This is a genomic window from Roseovarius atlanticus (assembly GCF_001441615.1).
GTDB classification, from domain to species: Bacteria; Pseudomonadota; Alphaproteobacteria; order Rhodobacterales; family Rhodobacteraceae; genus Roseovarius; species Roseovarius atlanticus.
This window is the reverse complement of sequence record NZ_LAXJ01000002.1, coordinates 22,726-47,478: the sequence shown is the minus strand read 5'-3', so window position 1 is coordinate 47,478 and position 24,753 is coordinate 22,726. Positions and strand designations below refer to the sequence as shown.

Genomic DNA, 24,753 nt, shown 5'->3' with positions numbered 1-24,753 from the left:
CCGCGCGCCTAAACCCCTATACCCTCGGGCGGGTTGTCCAGCAGGCGGCGCAGGCGCTGCATCGCCGCCTCGAAGCTGGCCAGGCTGACGCCCGCGTTCACCGCCAGGCGCACCGCGTGGGGCGAGGCGGCGTCGCGGCTGGCGAAATCCTCGGCCGAGCGGACCTGCACGCCCTGCTTTGCCGCCGCCTGGCAAAAGGCGGAGGTGCGCCAGCCCGGCGGCAGGGTCAGCCACAGGAACGGCACGTCCTGGCGCCATTTCACGTCATGCCCGCCCAGCACGTTCAGCGCGGCCTGGATATAGTCGCCGGACTGCCGGCGCACCTTGTCCATCAGTTCGTCCAGACCGGGATGCGACAACAGCGCCGCCACGAGGTCCGAGATCGGCGTGGCAAGGCCGAAGAACGAGGATTCCGCCGCGCGGCGCAGCGCCATGGACTGTTCCTCGGGCGCCAGCGCAAAGCCCACGCGCAAGGCGGGCGTCACCGATTTCGACAGCGAGGCCACGTACCAGCCGCGTTCGGGGGCCAGCATCCGGTAGGCCGGGGCCTGCGACGGGCCGATGCGGTAACAATCGTCCTCGAGAATCTGCAGGTCGCAACGGCGGGCGACCTCGACGATCTCGGCGCGGCGTTCGGCGGGGGTAAAGAGGCACGTGGGGTTATGCACCTCGGCGGAGGTGAACAGCATCTGTGCCTGGTGCCTTTGCGCCGCCGCCTCCAGCGCGTCGGGGCGCAATCCGTGGGCGTCCATCGCCACCGGGATCACCTCGGCCCGCATCAGGTCGGCGGCCCGCCGGAACCCCGGATAGCACAGTTCCTCGACCAGCACGGTGGGGCGGCGCCCGCAAAGGACGGTCTGCATGATCAGGATGATGGCGTTCTGCCCGCCATGGGCCAGCACCACGTCCTCTTCCGTGAACCGCCCCAGTGGCGCCTGGGACAGGAACCGCGCCGCCGCGGCACGGGCGGGCTGCATGTTCTGGCGGCTGGGGTAATGCATGATGCCCGACGGCGGATCCTCGGCAATCTGCGCCAGAAGTTGGCGGATCAACCGGGCCTGCCCGACGCTGGGCAGGTGCGGCGAGATCATGTTGACGGCATAGCCGTCACCGCCGGCGTTGTGTTCGACACTGTCGGCCTCGATCGGAAAGTAATCCGGGGGGATCGCTTTGGGCTCGGCCACGAAGGTGCCGCGCCCGACTTCGGCCACCAGCGTGCCGTCGTCGGTCAGCCCGGAATAGGCCCGCGCAACGGTGCCCGGCGTGATCCCCAGCCGCCAGGCAAGATCGCGGACAGGCGGCAGCTTGTCGCCCGGTGCAAGGCTTTGGTTGTCGATGCCGCTGCGGATCGCGTGCATCAGCGCCTTGTACTTGGGCGTGCCGGTGTCGGACAGCTGCGGCTGCCAATTTGTACCCATGACAATATTTCCGTGGATTCCAACAATCTCGCAATGTATCCCTTAATTGTGGCAATCGCACAACATTGTGTCAATACAATTAATCAGGAAAGGACACGCCATGACCAGTTTCACCCGCACCGACCGCACGGCACTTGAAGGGCTTTCGGCCCGCACCACCCTGCCCGCCCTGTCGCTGATCGCGGTACGACTGGCCTGGGCCTATGTCCTGTGGACGCAACGCCGAAAGACGCGGGTGCACCTGTCGCGGCTTGACGATCACATGCTGCGCGATATCGGCCTCAGCCCGCGAGAGGCCGACATCGAGATGCGCAAACCCTTTTGGAGGCCGTAATCGTCCCCGATACGGATCTCTTCCAACTGGGCCGGGTACAATCCCGGCCCTTTTTTCATGGCTTGGGCGGTATCGAGTAGGTCAGGCTGGCCCGCGCCACGGGGGTGTCCATCCCGTCCGAGTAGATCAGCACGTCGCCCACGGCCAGAACGCGGCCCAGCTTCAGCAGGCGGCAATCGGCGATCAGGTCGGTATTGGCGGCGGGCTTGCGCATGAAGTCGATGGAACAACTGGTAGTGACTGCCAGCGCCTCGCGCCCCGTCATGCTGAGCACCGCCATGTAGACGGCCACGTCCGCCAGCGCAAAGATCGACGGGCCGGACACCGTCCCGCCGGGGCGCAGGTGGCGGTCGTCGACGTTCAGGCGCACGCGCAGCGCCATTTCCTCCAGGCTGTCGATGGTGAAATCGCCCTTCACCTGCGGAAAGACCTCGTCGATATAGGCCATCAGATCGGTTGCATTCAGTTTCAGGGCCATGCTTTCCTCCGTGCGCGTGCCGGCGTAAGAAGGCACAAGCCCCGAGGAGGATCAAGATGACAATCCTGGAACGCCAAGATGACGGCGCCATCGCCCGTCTGACGATGAACCAGCCCGAAAAACTGAACGCGCTGAGCGACGGGATGCTGGACGCGCTGCAGACCACGCTGGACGAGATCGCGGAAGACAATTCGACTCGCGTCGTGACCCTGGCCGGGGAAGGCAAGGCGTTCTGCGCGGGCCACGACCTGAAGGAAATGACCCAAGGGCGACAGGCCGAGGATGGCGGCAAGGCCTATTTCGCCGATCTCTTCTCGCGGTGCAGCAAGCTGATGCGCACGATCCGCGACCTACCCCAGCCGGTGATCGCCCTGCCCCACGGCATCGCCACCGCCGCGGGTTGCCAGCTGGTGGCGACCTGCGATTTGGCGGTGGCCGCCACGGGCACAAGGTTCGGCGTGAACGGGGTGAATATCGGGCTTTTCTGTTCCACGCCCATGGTCGCGCTCAGCCGCAACATCCCGCGCAAGCAGGCCTTCGAGATGCTGACAACAGGCGAGTTCATCGAGACCGACCGCGCGATCGAGCTGGGCCTGATCAACCGCGCCGTACCCCATGACGGGCTGCACGCGGCGGGCGACGATCTGGCCCATACCATCGCGGCCAAGCTGGGCGCGGCGGTGAAGATCGGCAAGCAGGCCTTCTACAAGCAGCTGGAGATGGGGCTGGACGACGCCTATGCCTTTACCGGCGAGGTCATGGTCGAGAACATGATGTGGCGCGACACCGAGGAAGGCATCAGCGCCTTCATCGAAAAGCGCACGCCAGAGTGGAAACAAGACTAACGCAACACACGCAAAGCGTGTCGCGCGGCGTTCGAGCGCGGGCTGGATGCATTCTATCCCGCGCTCGTGACCCTAAATTTTCGTGTGCAGGGAAACAGTTAACCTATTGTTAACGAATCGCGGCAGGTGTGTTCCGGAAAAGCCGGTTTATAGCTGCCCCATTTTCGTCATCATATGCCCGAGGCTGGTGCGGCACAAAGTTGGATCATACGATCCGTTTTTCAGCATCTCATCAATATTCGTCGCGCCGGCCTCACGATTCACCATAGAAACTGGCTTCGCGCACGGGCGTGAAGACGTCCGGGAGTGTTTCCAAAGCCGCGCCACACTATTTCCACATTTGCCGTTTTGTCGCCACAATCCATCCGCTACACCCAATGGCGGGGGCATCGTGTGGGGTTTGCACGACGCTATGATCACGGCGCTATGACATATCGGGTGGCGGTCTTCGGCATCTGGTCCCTCCTGGCCAGCCTCTCTCTGGCCACTGTTTCGGAGGCCTCGGACCTTCCCGACCCGGCAGACCGCGCGGCGTTTCCCACACCGGGAGCCACGGCGGTTCTGCTGGGCCGCGATCTCTTCTTCGATCCTATACTGTCGGGCAATCGCAACATCGCCTGCGGCACCTGTCACCATCCCGACTTGGGCAGCGGCGACGGCGTGTCGCTCAGCCTGGGCGAAGGCGGGCGTGGGCTGGGCCCGGCGCGGACGCGGGCCAGTAAAAATCCGCCCGCGCGTCTGGCCCGCAATGCGCCGCCGCTTTTCAATCTGGGCGCGGCCGAGTTCACTGCGCTGACACATGATGGCCGCGTAACCACCCGCGAGACCGAGCGTTTCGGCATTGCCGTTCCCGACGCATTCCTGCTCGAGCGTCCTGTCAGCCCCCTGGCTGCGCAGGCGCTGCTGACGATTGTGGGGGCGGATGAAATGGCCGGCCACCCGGGCGAGAACATCATCGCCGACGCCGTGGCGCAGGGCCGGATCGCGGGCTATGACGGCGCGTGGCAGAAGATTGCCGAGCGGGTCTGGGACATTCCCGACTATCGGCGTCGTTTCGAGTGGCTGATCGGCCCGGACGAGCCCTTGCACATCACCCATATCGCCGCCGTGCTGGCCGATTTCGTCACCTACGAATTCCGCGCCACCGACAGCCCGTTCGATGCGTTCCTCGCCGGGCAGGACGAGGCGCTGAGCAACGCACAGATCCGGGGCATGGCGCTGTTTTACGGCAAGGCGGGCTGTGCCGGCTGCCATTCCGGCACCTTCCAGACCGATCACGACTTTCACGCCATCGGCCTGCCCCAGATCGGCCCTGGCAAGGGGCACGGGGCCAACGGCAATTCCGATATCGGGCTTGGCGCGATCACCGGCGATCCGGGCGATGCCTACAAGTTCCGCACGCCGTCCTTGCGCAACGTGGCGCTGACCGCGCCTTATGGTCACAACGGCGCCTATCGCGACCTTGCGGCGATGATCCGGCATCATGCCGACCCTGGCGCGGGGCTGGCGCAGTATCCCGGCCTGTCCGCGGCCTATCTGCCGGATGTGGGTGCGGACGAGGCCGGGCTGGAGGGGGCGCTGTCGGATGAGGACGAGATGCTGAACATATACGCCGCCGCCACCCTGCCCCGCACGCCGCTGACGGATATGGAGATCACCGCGCTGGTCGATTTCCTGGATGCGTTGACCGACCCGGTGTCGCGCGCGGGCCGCCTTGGCGTGCCCGACGCCGTGCCCTCGGGCCTGCCCGTCGCAGGCCTGCCGGGCGACAGCTGACCCTTTCCAAACGGGCCGCGACCGCTTAAATGCGGGGCCATGACAGAGACACTTCATATCGTCGGCGGCGGCATGGCCGGGTCCGAGGCCGCGTGGCAGGCCGCCAACATGGGCGTGCGCGTGGTCATCCACGAGATGCGTCCCAAGGTCGGCACCTTCGCGCACCAGACCGGCGACTTGGCCGAGATGGTCTGCTCCAATTCCTTCCGGTCGGACGATGACGAGCAGAACGCCGTGGGCCTGCTGCATTGGGAAATGCGGGCCGCGGGCGGGCTGATCATGGAAATGGCCGAGACCCACCGCCTGCCCGCCGGCGGCGCGCTGGCCGTGGACCGCGAGGCGTTTTCCCAAGGCGTCACCGCGCGGCTGAGCGACCATCCCAACGTCAGCATCGAGAAAGGCGAAGTGACCGCCCTGCCCGACGATGGCCGCTGGATTTTCGCCACCGGGCCGCTGACCTCGCAAGGGCTGGGAGCGGCCATCGCCGCCGAGACGGGCACCGACCGGCTGGCCTTTTTCGACGCCATCGCGCCCATCGTCTATCACGACACGATCGACATGTCCCAGGCGTGGATGCAGTCGCGCTATGACAAGGGCGCGACCGAGGAAGAGCGCACCGCCTATCTCAACTGCCCGATGACGAAGGACCAGTACGAGGCCTTCATCGACGCCCTGTTGGCCGCCGACAAGACCGAGTTTCACGAAGGCGAGACGGCGACCTATTTCGATGGCTGCCTGCCCATCGAGGTTATGGCCGAACGCGGCCGCGAAACGCTGCGGCACGGGCCGATGAAGCCCGTGGGCCTGACCAATCCGCACCAGCCCGACGTGAAGCCGTGGGCGGTGGTCCAGCTGCGGCGGGACAACGCGCTTGGCACGCTCTACAACATCGTCGGCTTTCAGACCAAGATGAAGTACGGCGCGCAAACAGATGTTTTCAAAATGATTCCCGGGCTGGAGAATGCCAGCTTCGCGCGCCTGGGGGGCATTCACCGCAACACGTTCCTGAACTCGCCTACGCTGCTGGACGACCAGATGCGCCTGCGCGGCAAGCCGCATATCCGCTTTGCCGGCCAGATCACGGGCGTCGAGGGCTATGTCGAATCCGCCGCGATGGGCCTTCTGGCCGGGCGGCTGGCCGCCTCAGAGATCCTGGGCCGCCCCCTGCCCGCGCCGCCGCAGGACACGGCGATGGGCGCGCTGATCCACCACATCACAGGCGGGGCCGAGGCCAAGACGTTCCAGCCGATGAACGTCAATTTCGGCCTGTTCCGCCCTGTCGACGGGCTCAAGGGCGGACGCCGGGGCCGGCGCGACCGCTACAAGGCCTATACCGACCGGGCCAAGGCGGCCTGGACGGGCTGGCTGGCCGAAACAGAAGTGGACGCCGCCGAAACCGTGTGATTTTCTGCGCTCATGCAGGACAGCTTTTTCGACAAGGCCTATGCCACGGCAGACCCCGACGAGACCCGCGCGCTTTATGACGCGTGGGCGGCCAGTTACGACGCCGAAATCGCCGCGAACGGCTATGCCACGCCGGGCCGCGTGGCCGATGCCATGTTCCGGTTTCACAAGTCGCCCGAGGCGCCCCTGCTAGATTACGGCTGTGGCACGGGCCTGTCCGGTCTGGCGTTGAAACTGGCCGGGTTCACGACCATCGACGGCATGGATCCCAGCCACGAGATGCTGGACGGCGCAAGGCGCAAAGCCGTCTATCGCACCCTCACAACCATCGACTTGTCGGACCCCGATCCGATCCCGGCGGGCGCTTACGAGGCCATCACCTGCATCGGCGTGATCGGCACAGGCGCGGCCCCGGCCTCGACCCTCGACCTGGTGATGCACGCGCTGCCCAAGGGCGGCTTGCTGGGGTTCAGCCTGAACGACCACGCGCTGGCCGACCGGCAGTACGAGGGCGCGTTGAACGGCTGGCTCGATTGTGGCGCGGCGCGCCTCTTGTTTCGCGAACACGGGCCGCACCTGCCCGGACAGAACATAAAGTCCACCGTCTATATCATTGAAAAAGCGTGACTTTCAGAACAAGATTTGCGCCATCTCCCACGGGCCCGCTGCACCTGGGTCACGCCTACTCGGCGATCTTGGGGCACGACATGGCGCGCGCCCGCGACGGCGCGTTTCTCTTGCGGATGGAAGACACAGACCTGCAACGCAGCAAGCCGGAATGGGATGCGCAGATCCTTGACGACCTCACGTGGCTGGGCCTGACCTGGGATGAGCCCGTCTTGCGCCAATCCGAGCAGCTGCGCAGCTATGACCCGGCGCTTGAGCGGTTAGAGGCGATGGGCCTGCTCTATCCCTGCTCGTGTTCCCGCAGCCAGATCCAGGCCGCGCTCGCCGCGCCGCAGGAGGGTGTCACCCACGAGGTCTATCCCGGCACCTGCAAGCGCCGCGACATGACCAGCCGCCAGCCCGGCGACGCGCTGCGCCTGCACCTGGACCGGGCACTGGCGCAGTTCGTCGGGATCTACCCAGAGTTCGAGGAAACCGGCCCGGCCCATGTCGGCACGCACCGGATCGACCCTGACCATGCGCTGGCCGAGATCGGCGACATCGTCCTCAGCCGCAAGGGCGAGGATATCGTGGCCTATTTCCTGGCCTCGGCGCTGGACGATATCAGCCAGAAGATCACCGATGTCGTACGCGGCGAAGACCTGTTCGGGTTCACGCCGATACAGGTCATCCTGCTGAGCCTTCTGGGCCACGCGATCCCGCGGTATCACCACCACCGGCTGATCCGCAACGAGCATGGCAAACGCCTGGCCAAGCGCGACGACGCGCGCAGCATCGCCACCTATCGCGCGGCCGGAAAGACCCCGGCGGATATTCGCGCCATGGTCGGGCTGTGACGCGCCTAAACCTTCACTAAAGCGTTTCGCGATAAACCTGATGTGCAGCTTGTCGCGAGACGCCTCGCAGCACACAATCGTTGCACGCATTTCGCCTTTAGCTGATGGCCCAGGTTAAAGGCGAAATGCTTCTGTTCCAAAAATACTCACGGCGTGACGGGTTCCATAAGCTCGACCTCCAATCCGTCCTGCACGCCGGTATAGAAACAGCTGCGCCGGTTGGTGTGACAAGCCGGCCCTGTCTGGTCGACCAACACCAGCAGGCAGTCGCGGTCGCAATCCACCCGGAAGTCCACCAGTTTCTGTATGTGCCCCGACGTCTCTCCCTTGACCCAGAAGGCTTGGCGCGAACGGCTCCAATAGGTGACGCGGCCCGTCTCCAGCGTTCGGGCCACGGCCTCGGCATTCATCCACGCCATCATCAAGACCTCGCCGCTGGCCGCATCTTGCGCGATGGCCGGGATCAGGCCCTGGTCGTTGAAGCGCAAGCTGGAAACATCGAACTCCATGTCAGAAAACCTTTTGCCTTGACGGTGTCAGCCCTTATCTATGGGGTCAACGACGAAAGGGAAAGCCATGAGCGGCGAGACCGACCTGATCAAGCTTTACTCCGCGCGGATCCTGGAACTGGCCGCCGACATCCCGCATCACGGGCGGCTGGATGCGCCGGAGGCGACGGTCAAGCGCCGCGCGCCGCTGTGTGGCTCGACCGTGACGGTGGACCTGAAAACCGACGGCGACCGGATCACCGACTATGCCGCCGAGGTCAAGGCCTGTGCGCTGGGGCAAGCGGCGGCCAGCGTGGTGGGCGGCGCGATCATCGGCTGCACCTATCCCCAGGTGGTCGAGGCGCGCGACGCGCTGAAGGCCATGCTGAAATCCGACGGACCGACGCCTCCGTCACCCTTTGACGGGCTGGAAGTGCTGCGCCCGGCGCAGGATTACAAGAACCGCCATGCGTCCATTCTGCTGACGCTCGAGGCCGCGACCGAGGCGATGGAAGAGGCCCGCGCCACCGCCTGAGAGTCTTCGTACGAAGACTCTTGTCAGCGCACCACTTCGATCGTCGCGTGATCCACGCCGTAGTCTTCGCGCAGCCTGTCACGCACCGCCTGTTTGACCGTCTCGGCATCGTGCCCGTCGCTCACCGACAGGTCCAGCGTCGCCATGGGGCGCTCCTGCGTAACCTGCCAGGCATGAACGTGGCTGACCTCGGCCACGCCCGGCACGTCGCGCGTCAGTGCCTCGGCCACCTCGCGCCGGTCGAACCCGCCGGGCGCGCCCTCGAGCAGGATGTGCCCGCTTTCACGCACCACTTTCAGCGCCGAGCGCAGGATGATCACCGCCACCAGCACCGAAAGGATCGGGTCGATGGGCATCCAGCCTGTCCACAGGATCACCAGCGAGGCGACGATAGCCGCGACGGAGCCCAGCAGGTCCCCCGCCACGTGCAATGCTGCGGCGCGGATGTTCAGGTTGTCACTGTCCTCGCGCGTCAGCACCCAGAAGCTGACGATATTCACCACCAGCCCCGCCAGCGCCACCCACAGCATCAGCCCGCCCAGCACCTCGACCGGTTGCGCCAGCCGCCGCACCGCCTCGATCACGATCCAGAGCGCGATTGCGAACAGCGTCAGGCCGTTGACGAAGGCCGCCAGCACCGAGAACCGGTCATATCCATAGGTCCGCTTCCAGTCTGCCGGCCGCCGGGCGATGCGAAAGGCGAACCAGGCCAGCATCAGCGAGGCGAAATCGGTCAGCATGTGCCCCGCATCGGCCAAGAGTGCCAGCGAGCCCGATAGGATCCCGCCCACGAGTTCGGCCAGCATGAAGCCCCCTGTCAGGGCTGCCGCGATGGCGATGGTGCGTTCCTTCTTCGGAACGTGGCTGTGCCCGTGGGCGTGGTCGTGCATTGCGGTCTCCTTGTGCGCGCAACCTGTCACGTGGCGCACGTGCCCGCAATCAAGCGTGCCCCAGATACTTCGTACGAATAATCTGGGGCGGGACGCACGCAAAAAAAAACCGCCGCACGCTGGAACAGCGGCGGCGGAAGGAATGCGTGATCCGCTTTGGCGCGTCGTGTCCGGGGAAGAGGCAACACCCCGGACAAAGGGGACAGTATCAGGCCGCGTCAGGGGACAGGAGACGCAAGCGCGACGCGCAAGGGATATACGCAGGCAGAAACGGTTACATCAGTCCCGGAAGGTAGAGCCCGCCCACCAGCGTGACGACCAGCGCCGCACCGCCGATGAAATCACCGAGCAGAGTGTCGGCAGAGCGTTTGGCAGCGGTCTTGATCTGGGTCAGCATCGGTTGGCTCCTTGGTGCCGTGAACTTCTGTTGCCCCTTTGTTCTCATTTTGGAAACCATTTGTAAAGAACTTTATAAGAACATTTGCGAACTTTTGTGGAATTAAGCGCTCAAGCCTTTGATAAATAGCGCTTATCTGGCTGCAATTTTTCTTTGAACCTTTCGCAGGCCGGCGGCGACTTCCAGTTACAAATTTCAACGCAAGAGGACATGGAAAATGGCGGACAAGGATCACAAGAAGTGGAGCGACCTCGTTTCTTTCGGCACCCCGGTTCAGCGCGAGGACGTGCGTGACAGTTTCGATTTCAAGGCTTCGGAGCCCACCGATGAAACCGCGTACGAGTTGTCAGATATCCTGATAAGCAGCTATCAGACAGGCGGGTCAGGCAGCGACGATATGGACGTGGCGCCAGAGCCTGAGCCGGTCTCGGATTTCACGATGACCGATCATTTCGATTTCTTCTGAGCGGCGCGGCGGCCTCAGCCAACCGACAACAGGCGGATCGCCTCGTCCTGGCCCATCAGCCACAGCAGCACGCGGGCGGCCTGCCCGCGCTCAGACGTCAACTCGGGGTCGTCCGTCAGAAGCTTGCGCGCATCGGTCTGGGCCGTGGCCATCAGCCCCGCCTGGGCCTCCATATCCGCGACGCGGAACCGCGGCAGCCCCGATTGCGCGGTGCCGATGAGGTCGCCCACGCCGCGCATTTCAAGATCGACCTCGGCGATGCGAAACCCGTCCTCGGTCTCGCGCATGGTGTCCATCCGGCGCTGGCCGCCTTCGGACAAGGGCGCCAGATACATCAACAGGCAGGTCGACTGCGCCTCGCCCCGCCCTACCCGGCCGCGCAGCTGGTGCAGTTGCGCCAGCCCGAAATGCTCGGCCCGTTCGATCACCATGATCGAGGCGTTGGGCACGTCCACGCCCACCTCGATCACTGTGGTGGAGACAAGCACGCTGGTCTTGCCCGACTGGAAGGCCGCCATCGCCGCGTCCTTGTCGGCGGGAGGCATCTGGCCGTGCACCAGCCCGACGCGGCCCTCTCCCAGAGCGGCGCGCAGGTGCTTGAAGCGTTCCTCGGCACTCGTGAGGTCCATAACTTCAGAATCTTCGACCAGCGGGCAGACCCAATAGGCCTGCCGCCCCTCGGCGATGGCGCCCTTCAGGTGATCGACCACCTCCTGCATCCGCGCCATGTTGACGAGCGCGGTCTTGATCGGTTTCCGGCCCGGCGGTTTTTCATCCAGGATGCTGACATCCATGTCGCCATATTGCGCCAGAGCCAGGCTGCGCGGAATGGGCGTGGCGGTCATCACCAGCACATCGACGGCGGTGCCCTTGCGCCCCAGCTCCAGCCGTTGGCGCACGCCAAAGCGGTGCTGTTCATCGACCACCGCCAGCCGCAGATCGTGAAATTCTACGTCCTTCTGGAACACGGCGTGGGTGCCCACGAGGATCTGGATATCGCCGCGCTTGAGCGCCTCCAGCTTGGCGCGCCGCTCCGCCCCCTTGTCGCGGCCGGTCAGCAGTTCCAGCACCACGCCCGCCGACCCGGCCAGGGGGCGCAACCCTTCCAGGTGTTGCCGCGCCAGGATCTCGGTGGGGGCCATCATCACCCCCTGCCCGCCCGCCTCGACCGCGACCAGGAGCGCCATGAGCGCGACCAGCGTCTTGCCCGCGCCGACATCGCCTTGCAGCAGGCGGTTCATGCGCAAGGGCTTGGCCATGTCTGCACTGATATCGGTAATCGCGCGGCTCTGCGCGCCGGTGGGGGTATAGGGCAAGGCGGCACGCACCTTGTCTTGCAGCGCGCCAGTGGCCTCGCTGACCCGCCCCTTGCCGCGGCGCATCCTGGCGCGGGCGAGTGCCAGGGTCAGCTGATGGGCCATGAACTCGTCATAGGCCAGCCGCGTGCGGGCCGGATCGGTCGCCGCAAGGTCGCCCATGTTGTTGGGGCTATGGGCGTGGTCCAGCGCCGCGTGCCAGTCCGGCCAGGTCTCTTTGGCCTTTTGCGACGCATCGATCCATTCGGCCAGATGCGGCGCACGGGCCAGCGCCGAGCGAACGGCCTTGGCCATCGTCTTTTGCGTCACCCCGGCGGTCAGCGGGTAGACCGGCTCGAAATCGGGGATCTCGCCTGCCTCTTCCACGGGCAGGATATGGTCGGGATGCACCATCTGCGCCATCCCGTCGAACAGCTCCACCTTGCCCGACACCACCCGCCGCGCGCCGGTGGGCAGCACGCGATTGAGGTAGTCGTCGCGCCCGTTGAAGAACACCAGTTGAAAGGCCACCCGGGCATCCTCGACCTGAATCCGGTAAGGCCGCCCGCGCGACCGCGGCGGGTCGTGCCGGCCCACCAAGACCTCGACCGTGACCGTGCCGGGCAGGTCCGCGCCCTGCACCGTGTCGCGCTTGCGCCGGTCGATGCCGGAATGGGGCAGCGTGAACAACAGGTCGCGGGGCTTTGTGACGTGCAGCGCCTCCAGCGACTTGGCGGTCTTGGGCCCCACGCCTTCCAGCGTTTCCAGCTCCGCGAAAAGCGGAAAGAGGATTTCGGGCCGTGTCGTCATGCGTCGCCGATCAGCTCCAGCCAGCCATCCTCGTCGATGGTCTCGATGCCCAGCTCCTCGGCCTTCTTGGCCTTGCTGCCCGCCCCCGGCCCGGCGACCAGCAGGTCGGTCTTGGCCGACACCGAGCCCGAGACCTTGGCGCCCAAAGCCTCTGCCCGCGCCTTGGCCTCGGCGCGGGTCATTTTTTCCAGCGTGCCGGTGAAGACGACCGTCTTGCCCGCAACGGGGCTGCCATCGGTGGCCGGGGCCGCGGCCTCCTGAATCGTCAGGTGCGCGGTCAGCCGGTCGATGCTCTCGCGCTCGTGTTCCTGGGCGAAGGCGGTCACCAGGCTGCGGGCCATGACCTCGCCCACCCCGTCGATGGACAGAAGGTTCTCCCATTCCGGGCCTTCGCAGTCTTTCGCGGCGTCCATCGCCTCGGTAAACACCTCCCAGCTTCCATAGCTGCGGGCGATCAGGTTGCTGGCCTGCTCGCCCACGTGGCGGATACCAAGCGCAAAAAGGACGCGGCCAAAGGGAATCGTGCGCTTGTCCTCGATGGCCTGGAACAGGTTCTCGGCGCTTTTCTCGCCCCAGCCTTCGCGGTTCTTCAGCTGCTTCACGCCCGACCCGTAACGGTCTTGCAAGGTGAAGATATCGGCCGGTTCGTTGATCCAGCCATCGTGATAGAACTGTTCGACCTGCTTCGCGCCCAGCCCCTCGATATCGAACGCCGCGCGCGAGACGAAATGTTTCAGCTTTTCGACGGCCTGCGCGGGACAGATCAGACCGCCGGAGCAGCGCCGCACCGCGTCGCCATCCTCGCGGATCGCCTCGGAGCCGCATTCGGGGCAGATCCTCGGGAAGTCGTAGGGCTTTGCCCCCTCGGGCCGCTTTTCCAGGTCCACATCCGCCACTTTCGGGATCACGTCGCCGGCGCGGTAGACCTGCACCCAGTCGCCCTCGCGGATGTCCTTGCCGCCGCGAATCTCCTGACCCTTGCTGTCGAGGCCCTTGATGTAATCCTCGTTGTGCAGGGTGGCGTTGCTGACCACTACGCCGCCCACGGTGACCGGGGTCAGCCGCGCCACGGGCGACAGCGCGCCCGTGCGGCCCACCTGGATCTCGATCTTTTCTAGCGTGGTCCAGGCCAGCTCGGCGGGGAACTTGTGCGCCGTCGCCCAGCGGGGCGTGGTGCTGCGAAAGCCGAGCCGGCGTTGCAGGTCAAGGTCGTTCACCTTGTAGACCACGCCGTCGATGTCATAGCCCAGGCTGGCGCGCTGCTGTTCGATCTTGTCGTAATGCGCCTGCATCTCGGCCGGGCCGTCGCAGAGCGCGGTCAGCGGGTTGGTCTGGAACCCCAGGTCGGCCAGCCGGTCGATCGCGGCCTTTTGCGTTTCCGCCAGGGCCTCGCTCACCTCGCCCCAGGCATAGGCGAAGAACCGCAAGGGCCGCGCCTTGGTGATGCTGCTGTCGAGCTGGCGCAACGAGCCCGCGGCGGCGTTGCGCGGGTTGGCAAAGGTCTTGGCGCCGGCCTCGGCCTGCCGCGCGTTCAGCGCCTCGAAATCGGCATGGCTCATGTAGACCTCGCCGCGCACTTCCAGCACGTCGGGCGCGTCTTTCAGCGTCACGGGGATATCGTCGATGGTCCGCGCGTTGGCGGTGACGTTCTCGCCCACCGCGCCGTCGCCGCGCGTGGCGGCCTGCACCAGTTTGCCCCCCTCGTAGCGCAGGCTGAGGCTGAGGCCGTCGATCTTGGGCTCGGCCGTGTATGTGAGCGGTGCATCGGACTTGAGACCAAGATAGCGGCGGATGCGGTCGTCGAATTCGATGACCTCGGCGTCGTCGAACACGTTCGACAGGCTCAGCATCCGCACCGCATGGGTCACCTTGGCAAAGCCGTCGGCCGGGGCGGCGCCGACCTGCTCGCTTGGGCTGTCGTCGCGTTTCAACTCGGGGAACCGCGCCTCGATGGCGGCGTTGCGGGCTTTCAGCCGGTCGTACTCGGCATCGGTGATCTCGGGCGCGTCATTCTGGTGATAGGCGGTATTGGCCTCGGCCAGCAGCCCGGCCAGCCGTGCCAGTTCGGCGCGGGCGTCCTCTTCGGTCAGCGTGTCTACGGGGGTGTCGGCGGTCATGCCCTGTCCTTTGTGCGTCTGACAGTGAACTTCTTATGGGACGTGTTAAAGCCTTTCGCACCGAAGCTGAATTGCCGATTTCACTTGATGGTCGAGCAGGCGCAGCCGATCCCTGGTACCGCTACGCCGCTGCCGTCTTGAATGCCCGATATTCCGACCTCGTGCTCGCAAAGGAAACGGGCCCGGCGCTGATGCCGGACCCGGTCAGGAAACGTGCAGAGATAAAGCCCGAAGTTGCGTCAGGCCAAGCGTATGTGCCCGGTGTGATGCGACACGCCTGCCGCATCGGAACGGCCTGATCACTATTGCCAACCGGCGCTCACGCGCCTACGGCGAGCCGCGGGCCGTCGCCTTTCCCCTCGGTCGGGTCCGGATCGCGCAGCACATAGCCGCGGCCCCAGACTGTTTCGATGTAATTGTCGCCGCCCGTCGCCTCGGCCAGCTTCTTGCGCAGCTTGCAGATGAACACGTCGATGATCTTCAGCTCCGGCTCGTCCATGCCGCCGTACAAATGGTTAAGGAACATTTCTTTCGTCAGCGTCGTGCCCTTGCGCAGGCTCAGTAGTTCCAGCATCTGGTATTCCTTGCCCGTCAGGTGCACGGTCTTGCCAGCCACATCTACCGTCTTTGCGTCGAGGTTCACGTTCACCTTGCCGGTGCGGATCATCGACTGCGAATGCCCCTTGGAGCGGCGGATGATCGCGTGGATCCGCGCCACCAGCTCCTCGCGGTGGAACGGCTTGGTCAGATAGTCGTCGGCGCCAAAGCCGAAGCCCTTGATCTTGTTCTCGGTGTCGTCGGCCCCCGACAGGATCAGGATCGGCGTGTCGATCCGCGCAAGCCTGAGTTGCCGCAGCACCTCGTGCCCGTTCATGTCCGGCAGGCCCAGATCGAGAAGGATCAGGTCGTAATCGTAAAGCTTGGCCAGATCGATCCCTTCCTCGCCAAGGTCCGTGCTGTACACGTTGAGGTTGGCATGGGTCAGCATCAACTCGATGCTTTTCGAGGTGTTCGGGTCGTCTTCGACCAAAAGGACGCGCATGTTCCATCTCCGCTGGTAGCTTTGTCTCGTCCAACCTTCCCGAAAATTGGTTAACCGCTGGTTACTCCAAGAGAACAAATAGCGTTTTCCACCTCAGGTTGTCGATTCATTTCGACACCGTGACCTTCAATCCGTCCGCGCCGTGACGCGATACGGCGTCAAGCCATTCCTGAAACTCCTCGGCGCTGAGCTGGTACATCGCCTCGGCCTCGGCCCTGGCGATCAGACCGTGCGCCACGGCCCGGACAACCTGAAGTTTACGAGACGCCACCCATCGCTGCGTGTCGGGCGGCGGCAGGTCCGCGCGCGTCATGACCGACCCGTCGGGCAGCGTCACGGCGCGGAGGCCTTCGACCTTCTTGAGATACATCCTGGTTCACCCCTTAAGATACAACCCCGGCAGGATCGGGGATTTGTCCTTAACGCCGGATGAAACGCGGGAGGCGTGAATGCGTCGGATTTTCCTAAAGCGGTAGGCGACCGGGCAGGCATCCGGCACGGTGCGCGCGTTTTTGACGCCGGGAGAGAGCATTTTCTTCGAAGAAAATGCCTTGGAAAATACGTATTTTCCAAGGCAGAATTTACGCAAATTCTGCTTGCGCCAAGATCGGATCGGCGTGCCCTATCGCTCGGGCCGGCGCGGACGGGTTGACAGCGCCGCCACGACAGGCCACACCGCGCGCTCTTAACATGGGCGCGATCGCCCTTATATTCCGGCAAACCCCGGAGACACGCCATGCCGCTCGATCCTGAACTGAACTCTCTCGGATTTCCCAAGGCGCCCGCCGACACGCGGGTCGTCGTCGCCATGTCGGGCGGCGTCGACAGCTCGGTCGTGGCGGCGCAACTGGCCGAGGAAGGCTATGACGTGGTGGGCGTGACGCTGCAGCTTTACGATCATGGCGCGGCGCTGGCCAAGAAAGGCGCCTGCTGTGCCGGTGTCGACATTCACGACGCGCGCCGCGTGGCCGAGGAGATGGGTTTTCCGCATTACGTCCTGGACTACGAGAACATCTTCAAGGACGCGGTGATCGACGAGTTTGCCGACAGCTATCTGGCCGGTGCCACGCCGGTGCCCTGCATCCGCTGCAACGAGCGGGTGAAGTTCAAGGATCTGCTGGAAACGGCCAAGGATCTTGACGCCGATTGCATGGCGACGGGCCATTACATCCAGCGCAAGCTGGGCGACCGGGGGGCGGAGCTGCACTGCGCGGCGGACGCGAACCGCGACCAGAGCTATTTCCTGTTCTCGACCACGCCGGAACAGCTGGAGTTCCTGCGTTTTCCGCTGGGGCACCTGCCGTCGAAGGACGCGACGCGGCAACTGGCGGCGCGCTATGGGTTGCCCGTCGCGGACAAGCCCGACAGCCAGGACATCTGCTTTGTGCCGGGTGGCAACTATGCCAGCGTCATCGAAAAGCTGCGCCCCGGCGCGGCCGAGCCGGGCGAGATCGTCCATGCCGATGGTCGCGTCCTGGGGCAGCATGACGGCGTGATCCATTACACCATCGGCCAGCGCCGGGGGCTTGGTATCGGCGGCCTGGACGAACCGCTTTACGTGGTCAAGCTGGATGTCGAGTCGCAGCGCGTCATCGTGGGGCCCAAGGAAATGCTGGCCACGCGCACCGTACCGGTGCGCGAGATCAACTGGCTGGGTGACCAGGAGTTTCAGAGCCGTCCCGAGTGGCACGTCTCGGTCAAGGTCCGCTCCACCCGCCCCCCGCGCGAGGCGGTCATTCGCCCCACCGGGCCGGACACGGCCCAAGTCGAGCTGATGGTGGCCGAGGAAGGCGTCTCGCCCGGTCAGGCCTGCGTGTTCTACCAGACCGAGGGCAGCCGGATCCTGGGTGGCGGCTGGATCTGGAAAGGCTGAGCGGCGCGTTTCAGGCCGAGGCGCGGATGTCCGGGGCCGCGCGCCGCGGATCGGTCCGGCTGTTGCGGTGATAGGACGAGTACGGCCAGTCATGCGGATCGCCGACGAAGCCGTGGCGCACCGGGTCGGTCCAGCATTGGCGGCGAAATATTTCCATATCGGCCCGGGAGCGGATCGGCGCGACCTTGTCCTGCGCGGACCACAGATGCGTCCCGCCGGCCGCGATCTGGCTGGGTGTCATCGCCCGTTTCGAGACGCGCGCGGCGAACCGGGCCTTGATCGTGTTGAGCCGAATGGCAAGGTCGTCGTCTCGGAATGGCAAGGTCAGGACTGCGTGCAGGTGGTCGGGCAGGACCACCCAGGCGTCCAGCTCGAACGGCCAGAGGTCCCGGACCATGCGCACCGTGGCTTGCAGTTGGTCGATTTCATCCACCAGCGTGGTTGCATCGGGCTCGGCCAGGGAAAGCGAGACGAATAGCGTCGCGCCCCGGCGGCGAAGAGGAAGAAGCTGTACCATGTCTCGAAGCATGGGTGATTCCCGTTAACGTGCGATTGACGTGGGCGCGCGGCGCGTCAGCCAAGGCGTGCGACCAAAACCTGGATCACAGCTTGCGGCCGTGCGCTTCTCGACGAGCAAGGATTGCACGCGCCCTGCCTTTATAGATGTCTCAGGTTAAAGGCAGGACGCTTTCGGCATCCGGTCCAGCACCGCGCGGGCGGCGCGCAGGCCCGGATCCTCGCCGCCCCGGCCCAGACGCTCCATCGTCAGGCGCATCGCGTCACGCTGCGTGCCGGGATTGTCCAGCATGTCCAGAACCCCCGGTGCAATCAGGTCCGCGCGGCAGCGCTCGCCGTTGAATTCGGGGATCGCGCGGGTCTCGGAGACGAGATTTACCAGCGTCAGCGTGTCGATGATCAGCATCCGGCGGATGATCTCGCGCGTGATCCAGTTGGTGTCATAGGCGATGACCATGGGCGTGTCGGCGGCGGCCAGTTCCAGCGAGACGGTGCCCGACGCCGCCAGTGCCCCTTGCGCCGCGCCGAATGCTGCCGCCTTGGTCCGCTTGTCGCGGTCGCTCTGCCCCGTGGACGCGACGACCACCGGGGTGCCGGGCCAGTCGGCCACCAGGTCCGTCACCTGTTGCGCGCGGGTGGTCACGGTCGGGATCACCAGACGCAGATCGGGCCGTTCCGCGCAGACCTCGCGGACAGCTTCGCCAAAGATCGGGCCCAGCCGCGCCACCTCGCTGCCGCGCGAGCCGGGCAGCACCAGGAGCACCGGCGCGTCGCCAAGGCCGTGATCGGCGCGGAACTCCGCGATTTCCGCTTCGGACGCGGGTTCATCATTCACCACAGGGTGCCCGACGAAATCGCAGTCCACGCCTGCGGCCTCCAGATAGGGCGGCTCGAACGGCAAGAGCGCCAGCACCTGATCGATCACCTGTGCCATCCTGACGGCGCGCTTGGGCCGCCACGCCCAGACCGAGGGGGCGACGTAATGCACGGTGCGCAGGTCGCTGCGGTCCTTGATGATCTTCGCGACCCGCAGGCAGAAATCGGGGCTGTCTATGCCGATCACCACGTCTGGGGCATAGTCGATCGCCGCCTGGGCCGTCTCCCGGATCCGGCGCTTGAGGGGGAAATACTTGGGCAGGATCTCGACCAGCCCCATGACGCTCAGCTCTTCCATTGGAAAGAGCGACGTAAACCCCTCGGCTTGCATCTGGTCGCCGCCCACCCCGGCGAATTCCACCTCGGTCAGAGACTTGAGGCCCGCCATCAGCGCGGCCCCCAGCCGGTCGCCCGACGCCTCGCCGGCGATGACGAACACCTTCATGACGCTGTCCGTGGCCGGACCCAAAGGAACATCCCTTGTGCGCGCAACACCTCTGCCACGCCGTCGGGATCGAGCAGCATCACGCCCCCGGCCTCGATCACGATGCCGGCCAGCCCCGCCTCGGCGGCGCGCATGACGGTGCCGAGGCCAATGAGCGGCATGTCCACGCGCAGCTCCTGCCCCGGCTTCGGCGCCTTGAAGAGGATGCCGCCCTCGCTGGTGTCTTCGGCCGCCCGCGCCTCGGCCACCGGGCCGCTCAGCCAATCGGCGACGCTGTCCAGCATGTCGCCCATCATCTCAAACGGGTCGTGCGAGATGCCGTGGTCCGGCGTCTCGGGGCATAGATCGCTCAGCATGGCGTCGGTGCCGCGGGCGTCTTCGCGGGCGATCACCGTGCCGCCGCGCACCACCACGGCCTGGCCTGCATCTTTGGCAGCCAGATCGGCCAGGGCCGCCTCGGCCACGGCGATGTCCTGTTCCACGTCGTCCGGCAAGTTGCCGGTCACACCCTCCGGCGGCAGCAGCGACGGGTCGATCTCGGCCGCGCCGATCACCTCCAGCCCCGCCTCCTCGAAAATCTCGGTGAAAATGCGCAGCGTGCTGTCGTCGCCCGAATTGGTCAAAGCGGCCTGCACCTTGGGCACCAGCGGCAGCGTGGCCGCGTCGATTTTCGACGGGTCGATGGGCGGGCGGCGCATGGCCCCGGCCATGCAGATCCGGGTGACGCCGATCTCCTTGGCGGTGGCAATGAAGGTTCCCAGCGTTTCCAGCCGAAAGCCAAGCCGCGGCAGCTCGCCTTTCACGTCCGACGGGAACTGCTCGATCTCGCAGACGACCGGCACCTCGCCGCGGGCCAGCATGACCCGCACCAGCTGTGGTGGCAGGCCGCCCTGCCCGGCGATCAGCGCCAGCGTCACGGGCGCCTCATCCCGCGCCCGGGGTCAGGAAGGACCGATCACTGTCGGCCAGCACGAAATTCACGATCTGGCGGACATAATCGCTTTCGGTCTCCTGGCCCAGCCGGCGGGCGCGGTCCTGGAACGCGCCTTCGCCCTGCGCCAGCATCTGGAACGCGGCACGCAGCGCGGTGATGTCCTTGCGCGCCACGCCGCGCCGCTTGAGCCCCACCAGGTTCAGCCCGTCCAGATGCCCGCGGGGCGCCTGGACCAGACCGTATGGTATGACGTCGTTGGTCACCATCGTGACCGCGCCGATGATGGCGCCCTGCCCGATGCGCACCCATTGATGCACACCCGAAAGCCCGCCGATGATCACGTCGTCCTCGACCACGCAATGCCCGGCAAGGGCGGCGTTGTTGACGATGATCACCCGGTTGCCCACCTGCACGTCATGCGCCACGTGACAGCCGGCCATGAAAAGCCCGTCATCGCCCACGCGGGTGATGCCGCCGCCGCCTTCGGTGCCGGAATTCATCGTCACATGCTCGCGGATGCGGTTGCGCTGGCCGATGACCAGCCGGGTTTTCTCGCCGGCGAATTTCAGGTCCTGCGGGATCTCTCCGATGCAGGCGAAGGGAAAGATGACCGTCTCGGCACCCACCTCGGTATCGCCGGTGACGACCACATGGGATTTCAGCACCACGCCGTCGCCCAGCCGCACCTCGGGGCCGACATGGCAGAACGGGCCGATCTCGACCTCCGCGCCGATCTTTGCGCCGTCCTCGACGACCGCACTGGGATGGATGCGCGTCTCGGCCATGGGGGTTACTCCTTGGGCAGGTCCATCATCGCGGTGAAGTCGGCCTCGCAGGCCAGTTCGTCCCCGACCGAGGCCTCGCCGTGAAAGCGCCAGACCTTGCCGCCGGGCTTGCCGCGCGTGGTTGACACCTTCAGCTCCAGCACGTCGCCGGGCACCACCATGCGGCGGAATTTGCAGCCCTCGATGGACATGAAATAGACCAGCAGGTGCTTGTCCTCCATCTCCAGCGCGGCGCCCACCATGACGGCGGCGGTCTGTGCCATCGCCTCGACGATGGTGACTCCGGGCATGATCGGCTTGGCCGGGAAGTGCCCCTGGAAATGCGGCTCGTTCATGGTCACGTTCTTGATGCCGCGGGCCGAGGCGATGCCGTCCATGTCCACGACCTTGTCCACCAGCAGGAACGGATAGCGGTGCGGGATCAGCCGTTGGATGCGGCCGATATCGGCGCTGTCGAGGGACGTTGTCATGGGCTTCGTCTTCCTTCTGCCTTTGGCCGCGGACAGGGCCTGTCCCCGGTGTCTCCGCTTAGCAAGTTGGGCTCAGCGGGGCAAGCGCGGCGGCGGTGCCGGGCGGCTATTCGGCGGGGGAGGTTTCGGGCTCGGGATCGGGCGCCGGATCCGCGGTCTCGGGTGTTGCCTCGGTCCCGTCAGCGTTGCCCTCGTCGGGCGCGGCGGGGCCCAGCGTGGCGTCGATCCGTTGCACCGCGGCGCTGGTGATGTCGACCACATCGGCCTGAAGCAGCACCGTGCGGCGGTCCATCACCACCGCCGCCCCGGCCTCGCGCATCAGCTCGACCAGCACCGGCTCGACCTGGCGCATGAAATCCAGCGGCGCGCGTTCGCGGTTGCGCTCGTGCTCGCGCACCCGGCGCTGGCTGTCGGCGCGGATGCGCTGCACCCGCTCGTCAAAGGCGTCGGCCAGGTCGCGGAACTCTTCGGGCGAAGTCGTGTCGCGCTGTTCGGTCAGGGCCAGCTCCTCGGCTTCCAGTTCGGCCTCCAGCTTGCGGTTGAGCGCGATCAGGTCCTCGCGCTCTTGCTGAAGCTGCGCGGTGATCGCCTGGCCCAGCCGCGTTTCCTCGTAGAGCCGCTCGGGGTCAACCACCAGGATGTCGCTTTGCACCACGCCGACGCTTTGTGCCTGCACGGGCGCCGCGCCGCCGACAGCGATCAGTGGCGCTGTCAGCAGGGCCGCCCCTGTCAGAAGGGCCCGCAGCGGCGTCACCTCAAAATTCCGTGCGGACTGTCACGTCGAACTCGCGCTCGATGTCGCCCGGTTCCTTCTTGAGCGCCTTCGAGAAGTTGAGCCGCAGCGGGCCAAAGGGCGATTCCCAGAACAGCGACAGGCCGACCACGTGGCGCGGTTTGAACCCGGTGGATTGCGCCGCGCCGATCGTGTCGACGTTCCAGATCGCGCCGACATCGTAGAAAGCACCACCCGACAGGCCGAATTCCTCGGGCGTGCCCAGGGGGAATTCCACGTCGAACTTGGCCACGGCAAAGAGGTTGCCGCCCAGGATCTCGTTGTTCTGGATCGGGCCCATGCCGTTGGAGTCGAAGCCGCGCATCACCTGCCCGGTATAGCGGTCCACGGCGCGCGAGCGGTCACCGCCCATGAAGTCCAGTGCGCCCGCCTCGAGCGAGGCCCGCAGGGTGACCTCTTCGTTGAAGACCAGCGTTTGGCCGGCCAGGCGCATGGAATACTTCATGTATTCCTGATCGCCGCCGAGGCCGTTGTATTCCAGCCCCGCATCGAGCAACACGCCGGCATTCGGGTTTAGGCCCGTGCGGCGCGTGTCGAACACGATTCGCGCGCCGATACCGCTGCTGAAAAGGCCGCCCTGGGTCGCTTCTGCCGCCAGTGTCGGCGACGCACCAACATAGTCGTCCATCTCCGAATATCCGGCGCGGTAATACAGCGACAGACGGCTGTTTTCGGCCACCGGGAACGTCAGGCTGGGCTGAAACACACCTTGGATGGTATCATAAAGGCTGTTGTTGCTGTCGGTTTCCAAGAGCGAGGTCTGGATCGCGAATTCCACATCCCGGCCCAGGAAGGCCGGTTCGGCAAAGGCCAGGTTGTAGTTCGCCGTGTCCGCAGAGGCCGAGATCTGAGCGGTCACGCGCTGGCCGCGGCCGAGGAAATTGCGCTCGGAAAAGCCCAGCGTCAGGCCGAAACCGCCGTCCGAGCTGTAGCTGCCCCCGAAAGACAGTGTACCGGTGGTGGTTTCCTCGACATCCACGTCGACCACGACCTGATTGGGGTCCGACCCCTCGCGGGCATTCACGTCCACATCCTCGAAATAGCGCAGGGCGCGAATGCGCTCGGCGGCTTCGCGGATCTGGCGCGGGTTGAACGGGTCGCCCTCGACCGGGGTGAACTGGCGGCGGATGACGCGGTCCAGCGTGGTGGTGTTGCCCTCGATGTCGATGCGTTCCACGAACACGCGCGGCCCGCGCACCAGCATGAATTCCACGTCCAGCGTCAGGTCGCGCTCGTTGCGGGTGATCACTGGCTCGACCCGCAGGAAATCGACGCCCTGGCGGATCGCCAGGCGTTCCATCCGCGCGATCGAGTTCTCGACCAGCGTCGGCGAATAGACCACGCCCGACCGGATCCGCAGCACGTCCTGGTACTCGGCGGCATTGGCCTCGGGGATCTCGCTGGTGGTGGTGATCCGGCCAAAGCGGAATTGCTGCCCTTCCTGCACATTGAAGGTCACGAAATAGCCGTCACGTTCCTGCGCCAGCTCGGCATTGGTGCCGGTCACGCGGAAATCGACATAGCCCCGCGACAGGTAGAAATCGCGCAGCACCTGCTTGTCGAATTCCAGCCGCTCGGCATTGAACGTGTCGCGCGAGACGATGGCGCGCAGGATACCGGCCTGCTTGCTGTCGACGACGCGGCGCAGGCGGCGGTCCGAATAGGCGCGGTTGCCGACAAAGCTGACGCGGTTCACCTCGATCGCCCCGCCTTCGAAAATCTCGAAGACAAGGTCGATGCGGTTGTCGCTGCGGCGGATCACCTTGGGCTGAATGCGGGCCGACACGCGGCCATTCTGTTCATAGGCCTCGGTCAGGGTCGCCACGTCGCGGTCCACGCGGGTGGGGCTGAACACCTGGCGCGGGGCGCTTTCGATAAAGCCCTGAAGATCGGGGTCCTTCAGGCGGCGGTTGCCCTCGAACACGACGCGGTTGATCGTCGGATACTCGATGACCCGGATCACCAGCGTGTTGCCTTGCGGCACCACCTGGACGTCTTCGAACAGGCCGCTGGCGCGAATGCGCTGCGCGGCGTCGTTCAGCTGACCGGCGCTGACCGTCTCGCCGCGGGCGATGCCCGCCTGGCTGAGAATCGTGGCCCCCTCGATCCGCTGGTTGCCCTCGATGGACACGTTGGTGAAACGATAGCTTTGTGCCTGCGCCTCGCTGGCGGCGGACATGGCGGTGGCCAGCAGGCCGACCGCGAAAAGCAGCGAAAGAAAACGGTGCGTTGAAAAGAGCCCAGAGAAGCGCTTCGTCCCCAACCCGATCGACAGTTTCATCAGCAAACCCAATCAGCCATCC

General features: G+C 65.5%; 26 protein-coding genes. 10 read left to right on the top strand and 16 right to left on the bottom strand.

The annotated features are described in order from the left end of the window. Positions 1-8 precede the first annotated feature (8 nt). Positions 9-1,418, bottom strand: coding sequence for an aminotransferase-like domain-containing protein (locus XM53_RS00480; protein WP_057789218.1), 1,410 nt, complete (start codon positions 1,416-1,418; stop codon positions 9-11). Between the two features lie 100 nt (positions 1,419-1,518). Between XM53_RS00480 and XM53_RS00475 the strand changes: the two genes are divergently transcribed. Then, entirely contained in the window at positions 1,519-1,752 is a 234-nt protein-coding gene (locus tag XM53_RS00475) for a DUF1127 domain-containing protein (RefSeq protein WP_057789217.1), read from the top strand. 55 nt (positions 1,753-1,807) lie between these two features. Here the strand turns inward: XM53_RS00475 and XM53_RS00470 are convergent, their stop codons facing one another. Next, the gene (locus tag XM53_RS00470) at positions 1,808-2,230 is read right to left on the bottom strand and encodes a PaaI family thioesterase (RefSeq protein ID WP_057789216.1); all 423 of its coding nucleotides are present in this window, start codon (positions 2,228-2,230) and stop codon (positions 1,808-1,810) included. A gap of 56 nt (positions 2,231-2,286) precedes the next feature. On the opposite strand from XM53_RS00470, the gene XM53_RS00465 reads away from it, so the two are divergent. The 5 genes from XM53_RS00465 (at position 2,287) to gluQRS (ending at position 7,718) form a co-directional block, all read left to right on the top strand. Next, positions 2,287-3,075, top strand: coding sequence for an enoyl-CoA hydratase (locus XM53_RS00465; RefSeq protein ID WP_057789215.1), 789 nt, complete (start codon positions 2,287-2,289; stop codon positions 3,073-3,075). Positions 3,076-3,501: 426 nt separating this feature from the next. Beyond that, the gene (locus XM53_RS00460; RefSeq protein ID WP_057789214.1) at positions 3,502-4,851 is read left to right on the top strand and encodes a cytochrome-c peroxidase; all 1,350 of its coding nucleotides are present in this window, start codon (positions 3,502-3,504) and stop codon (positions 4,849-4,851) included. Positions 4,852-4,890: 39 nt separating this feature from the next. Next, positions 4,891-6,255, top strand: a complete 1,365-nt coding sequence (trmFO, locus tag XM53_RS00455) for a methylenetetrahydrofolate--tRNA-(uracil(54)-C(5))-methyltransferase (FADH(2)-oxidizing) TrmFO (RefSeq protein ID WP_057789213.1) — start codon at positions 4,891-4,893, stop codon at positions 6,253-6,255. 12 nt (positions 6,256-6,267) lie between these two features. Further along, entirely contained in the window at positions 6,268-6,882 is a 615-nt protein-coding gene (locus XM53_RS00450) for a class I SAM-dependent DNA methyltransferase (RefSeq protein WP_057789212.1), read from the top strand. Continuing rightward, positions 6,879-7,718 carry a tRNA glutamyl-Q(34) synthetase GluQRS gene (gene gluQRS / locus XM53_RS00445; RefSeq protein ID WP_057789211.1) on the top strand — a complete coding sequence of 280 codons (840 nt, stop codon included), beginning with the start codon at positions 6,879-6,881 and terminating at the stop codon, positions 7,716-7,718. The genes XM53_RS00450 and gluQRS overlap by 4 nt, the downstream gene beginning before the upstream one ends. Before the next feature lie 146 nt (positions 7,719-7,864). On the opposite strand, the gene hisI is transcribed toward gluQRS, so the two are convergent. Beyond that, positions 7,865-8,227 carry a phosphoribosyl-AMP cyclohydrolase gene (gene hisI / locus XM53_RS00440; RefSeq protein ID WP_057789210.1) on the bottom strand — a complete coding sequence of 121 codons (363 nt, stop codon included), beginning with the start codon at positions 8,225-8,227 and terminating at the stop codon, positions 7,865-7,867. A 67-nt stretch (positions 8,228-8,294) separates the two neighbouring features. Between hisI and XM53_RS00435 the strand changes: the two genes are divergently transcribed. Continuing rightward, entirely contained in the window at positions 8,295-8,741 is a 447-nt protein-coding gene (locus XM53_RS00435; protein WP_057789209.1) for an iron-sulfur cluster assembly scaffold protein, read from the top strand. 23 nt (positions 8,742-8,764) lie between these two features. Here XM53_RS00435 and XM53_RS00430 read toward each other — a convergent pair whose 3' ends face one another. Together XM53_RS00430 and XM53_RS23880 are read right to left on the bottom strand one after the other, a co-directional pair. Then, complete coding sequence (locus XM53_RS00430) at positions 8,765-9,631, bottom strand: cation diffusion facilitator family transporter (protein WP_057789208.1); 867 nt, start codon at positions 9,629-9,631, stop codon at positions 8,765-8,767. A gap of 274 nt (positions 9,632-9,905) precedes the next feature. Further along, positions 9,906-10,028: a hypothetical protein gene (locus XM53_RS23880; RefSeq protein WP_268873912.1), complete on the bottom strand. Its 123-nt coding sequence runs from the start codon at positions 10,026-10,028 to the stop codon at positions 9,906-9,908. Between the two features lie 217 nt (positions 10,029-10,245). On the opposite strand from XM53_RS23880, the gene XM53_RS00425 reads away from it, so the two are divergent. After that, entirely contained in the window at positions 10,246-10,494 is a 249-nt protein-coding gene (locus tag XM53_RS00425) for a hypothetical protein (RefSeq protein ID WP_057789207.1), read from the top strand. Positions 10,495-10,508: 14 nt separating this feature from the next. Here the strand turns inward: XM53_RS00425 and recG are convergent, their stop codons facing one another. Together recG and ligA are read right to left on the bottom strand one after the other, a co-directional pair. After that, positions 10,509-12,599, bottom strand: coding sequence for an ATP-dependent DNA helicase RecG (recG, locus tag XM53_RS00420; RefSeq protein WP_057789206.1), 2,091 nt, complete (start codon positions 12,597-12,599; stop codon positions 10,509-10,511). Next, on the bottom strand, positions 12,596-14,716 hold the full coding sequence (gene ligA, locus XM53_RS00415; protein WP_057789205.1) for an NAD-dependent DNA ligase LigA: 2,121 nt from the start codon (positions 14,714-14,716) through the stop codon (positions 12,596-12,598). Before ligA ends, recG begins: the two co-directional genes overlap by 4 nt. 35 nt (positions 14,717-14,751) lie before the next feature. On the opposite strand from ligA, the gene XM53_RS22905 reads away from it, so the two are divergent. Continuing rightward, positions 14,752-15,015 carry a hypothetical protein gene (locus tag XM53_RS22905; RefSeq protein ID WP_144435401.1) on the top strand — a complete coding sequence of 88 codons (264 nt, stop codon included), beginning with the start codon at positions 14,752-14,754 and terminating at the stop codon, positions 15,013-15,015. Between the two features lie 20 nt (positions 15,016-15,035). Here XM53_RS22905 and ctrA read toward each other — a convergent pair whose 3' ends face one another. Both ctrA and sciP read right to left on the bottom strand, forming a co-directional pair. Next, positions 15,036-15,758, bottom strand: coding sequence for a response regulator transcription factor CtrA (gene ctrA / locus XM53_RS00410; RefSeq protein WP_057789204.1), 723 nt, complete (start codon positions 15,756-15,758; stop codon positions 15,036-15,038). 106 nt (positions 15,759-15,864) lie between these two features. Continuing rightward, a complete protein-coding gene (gene sciP, locus XM53_RS00405) occupies positions 15,865-16,128 on the bottom strand; it encodes a CtrA inhibitor SciP (protein WP_057789203.1) in 264 nt (87 codons plus the stop codon). A 366-nt stretch (positions 16,129-16,494) separates the two neighbouring features. On the opposite strand from sciP, the gene mnmA reads away from it, so the two are divergent. Then, a complete protein-coding gene (gene mnmA, locus XM53_RS00400) occupies positions 16,495-17,631 on the top strand; it encodes a tRNA 2-thiouridine(34) synthase MnmA (protein WP_057789202.1) in 1,137 nt (378 codons plus the stop codon). Positions 17,632-17,641: 10 nt separating this feature from the next. On the opposite strand, the gene XM53_RS00395 is transcribed toward mnmA, so the two are convergent. The 7 genes from XM53_RS00395 to bamA form a co-directional block, all read right to left on the bottom strand. After that, the gene (locus XM53_RS00395) at positions 17,642-18,160 is read right to left on the bottom strand and encodes an REP-associated tyrosine transposase (RefSeq protein WP_057789201.1); all 519 of its coding nucleotides are present in this window, start codon (positions 18,158-18,160) and stop codon (positions 17,642-17,644) included. 144 nt (positions 18,161-18,304) lie between these two features. After that, positions 18,305-19,468, bottom strand: coding sequence for a lipid-A-disaccharide synthase (gene lpxB, locus XM53_RS00390; protein ID WP_057789200.1), 1,164 nt, complete (start codon positions 19,466-19,468; stop codon positions 18,305-18,307). Beyond that, a complete protein-coding gene (locus XM53_RS00385; RefSeq protein ID WP_057789199.1) occupies positions 19,465-20,385 on the bottom strand; it encodes an LpxI family protein in 921 nt (306 codons plus the stop codon). The genes lpxB and XM53_RS00385 overlap by 4 nt, the downstream gene beginning before the upstream one ends. A 7-nt stretch (positions 20,386-20,392) precedes the next feature. Then, complete coding sequence (gene lpxA / locus XM53_RS00380) at positions 20,393-21,187, bottom strand: acyl-ACP--UDP-N-acetylglucosamine O-acyltransferase (protein WP_057789198.1); 795 nt, start codon at positions 21,185-21,187, stop codon at positions 20,393-20,395. Between the two features lie 5 nt (positions 21,188-21,192). Next, positions 21,193-21,657: a 3-hydroxyacyl-ACP dehydratase FabZ gene (gene fabZ, locus XM53_RS00375; RefSeq protein WP_057789197.1), complete on the bottom strand. Its 465-nt coding sequence runs from the start codon at positions 21,655-21,657 to the stop codon at positions 21,193-21,195. Between the two features lie 106 nt (positions 21,658-21,763). Then, positions 21,764-22,411: an OmpH family outer membrane protein gene (locus XM53_RS00370; RefSeq protein ID WP_236544387.1), complete on the bottom strand. Its 648-nt coding sequence runs from the start codon at positions 22,409-22,411 to the stop codon at positions 21,764-21,766. A gap of 1 nt (position 22,412) precedes the next feature. Then, positions 22,413-24,731 (bottom strand): outer membrane protein assembly factor BamA, encoded by a 2,319-nt coding sequence (gene bamA, locus XM53_RS00365; protein ID WP_082630708.1) that lies wholly within the window; start codon positions 24,729-24,731, stop codon positions 22,413-22,415. Positions 24,732-24,753: the final 22 nt, after the last annotated feature.

Excerpts from the sequence above, each read along its gene's own strand:
- bamA (WP_082630708.1), bottom strand. The coding sequence starts at position 24,731 with ATGAAACTGTCGATCGGGTTGGGGACGAAGCGCTTCTCTGGGCTCTTT.
- XM53_RS00435 (WP_057789209.1), top strand. The coding sequence starts at position 8,295 with ATGAGCGGCGAGACCGACCTGATCAAGCTTTACTCCGCGCGGATCCTG.
- XM53_RS23880 (WP_268873912.1), bottom strand. The coding sequence starts at position 10,028 with ATGCTGACCCAGATCAAGACCGCTGCCAAACGCTCTGCCGACACTCTG.
- XM53_RS00430 (WP_057789208.1), bottom strand. The coding sequence starts at position 9,631 with ATGCACGACCACGCCCACGGGCACAGCCACGTTCCGAAGAAGGAACGC.
- ligA (WP_057789205.1), bottom strand. The coding sequence starts at position 14,716 with ATGACCGCCGACACCCCCGTAGACACGCTGACCGAAGAGGACGCCCGC.
- ctrA (WP_057789204.1), bottom strand. The coding sequence starts at position 15,758 with ATGCGCGTCCTTTTGGTCGAAGACGACCCGAACACCTCGAAAAGCATC.
- XM53_RS00475 (WP_057789217.1), top strand. The coding sequence starts at position 1,519 with ATGACCAGTTTCACCCGCACCGACCGCACGGCACTTGAAGGGCTTTCG.
- XM53_RS00480 (WP_057789218.1), bottom strand. The coding sequence starts at position 1,418 with ATGGGTACAAATTGGCAGCCGCAGCTGTCCGACACCGGCACGCCCAAG.
- recG (WP_057789206.1), bottom strand. The coding sequence starts at position 12,599 with ATGACGACACGGCCCGAAATCCTCTTTCCGCTTTTCGCGGAGCTGGAA.
- trmFO (WP_057789213.1), top strand. The coding sequence starts at position 4,891 with ATGACAGAGACACTTCATATCGTCGGCGGCGGCATGGCCGGGTCCGAG.
- XM53_RS00460 (WP_057789214.1), top strand. The coding sequence starts at position 3,502 with ATGACATATCGGGTGGCGGTCTTCGGCATCTGGTCCCTCCTGGCCAGC.
- XM53_RS00425 (WP_057789207.1), top strand. The coding sequence starts at position 10,246 with ATGGCGGACAAGGATCACAAGAAGTGGAGCGACCTCGTTTCTTTCGGC.
- fabZ (WP_057789197.1), bottom strand. The coding sequence starts at position 21,657 with ATGACAACGTCCCTCGACAGCGCCGATATCGGCCGCATCCAACGGCTG.
- XM53_RS00470 (WP_057789216.1), bottom strand. The coding sequence starts at position 2,230 with ATGGCCCTGAAACTGAATGCAACCGATCTGATGGCCTATATCGACGAG.
- XM53_RS00450 (WP_057789212.1), top strand. The coding sequence starts at position 6,268 with ATGCAGGACAGCTTTTTCGACAAGGCCTATGCCACGGCAGACCCCGAC.
- lpxA (WP_057789198.1), bottom strand. The coding sequence starts at position 21,187 with ATGGCCGAGACGCGCATCCATCCCAGTGCGGTCGTCGAGGACGGCGCA.
- hisI (WP_057789210.1), bottom strand. The coding sequence starts at position 8,227 with ATGGAGTTCGATGTTTCCAGCTTGCGCTTCAACGACCAGGGCCTGATC.
- XM53_RS00395 (WP_057789201.1), bottom strand. The coding sequence starts at position 18,160 with ATGCTTCGAGACATGGTACAGCTTCTTCCTCTTCGCCGCCGGGGCGCG.
- sciP (WP_057789203.1), bottom strand. The coding sequence starts at position 16,128 with ATGTATCTCAAGAAGGTCGAAGGCCTCCGCGCCGTGACGCTGCCCGAC.
- XM53_RS22905 (WP_144435401.1), top strand. The coding sequence starts at position 14,752 with ATGGGACGTGTTAAAGCCTTTCGCACCGAAGCTGAATTGCCGATTTCA.
- mnmA (WP_057789202.1), top strand. The coding sequence starts at position 16,495 with ATGCCGCTCGATCCTGAACTGAACTCTCTCGGATTTCCCAAGGCGCCC.
- lpxB (WP_057789200.1), bottom strand. The coding sequence starts at position 19,468 with ATGAAGGTGTTCGTCATCGCCGGCGAGGCGTCGGGCGACCGGCTGGGG.
- XM53_RS00465 (WP_057789215.1), top strand. The coding sequence starts at position 2,287 with ATGACAATCCTGGAACGCCAAGATGACGGCGCCATCGCCCGTCTGACG.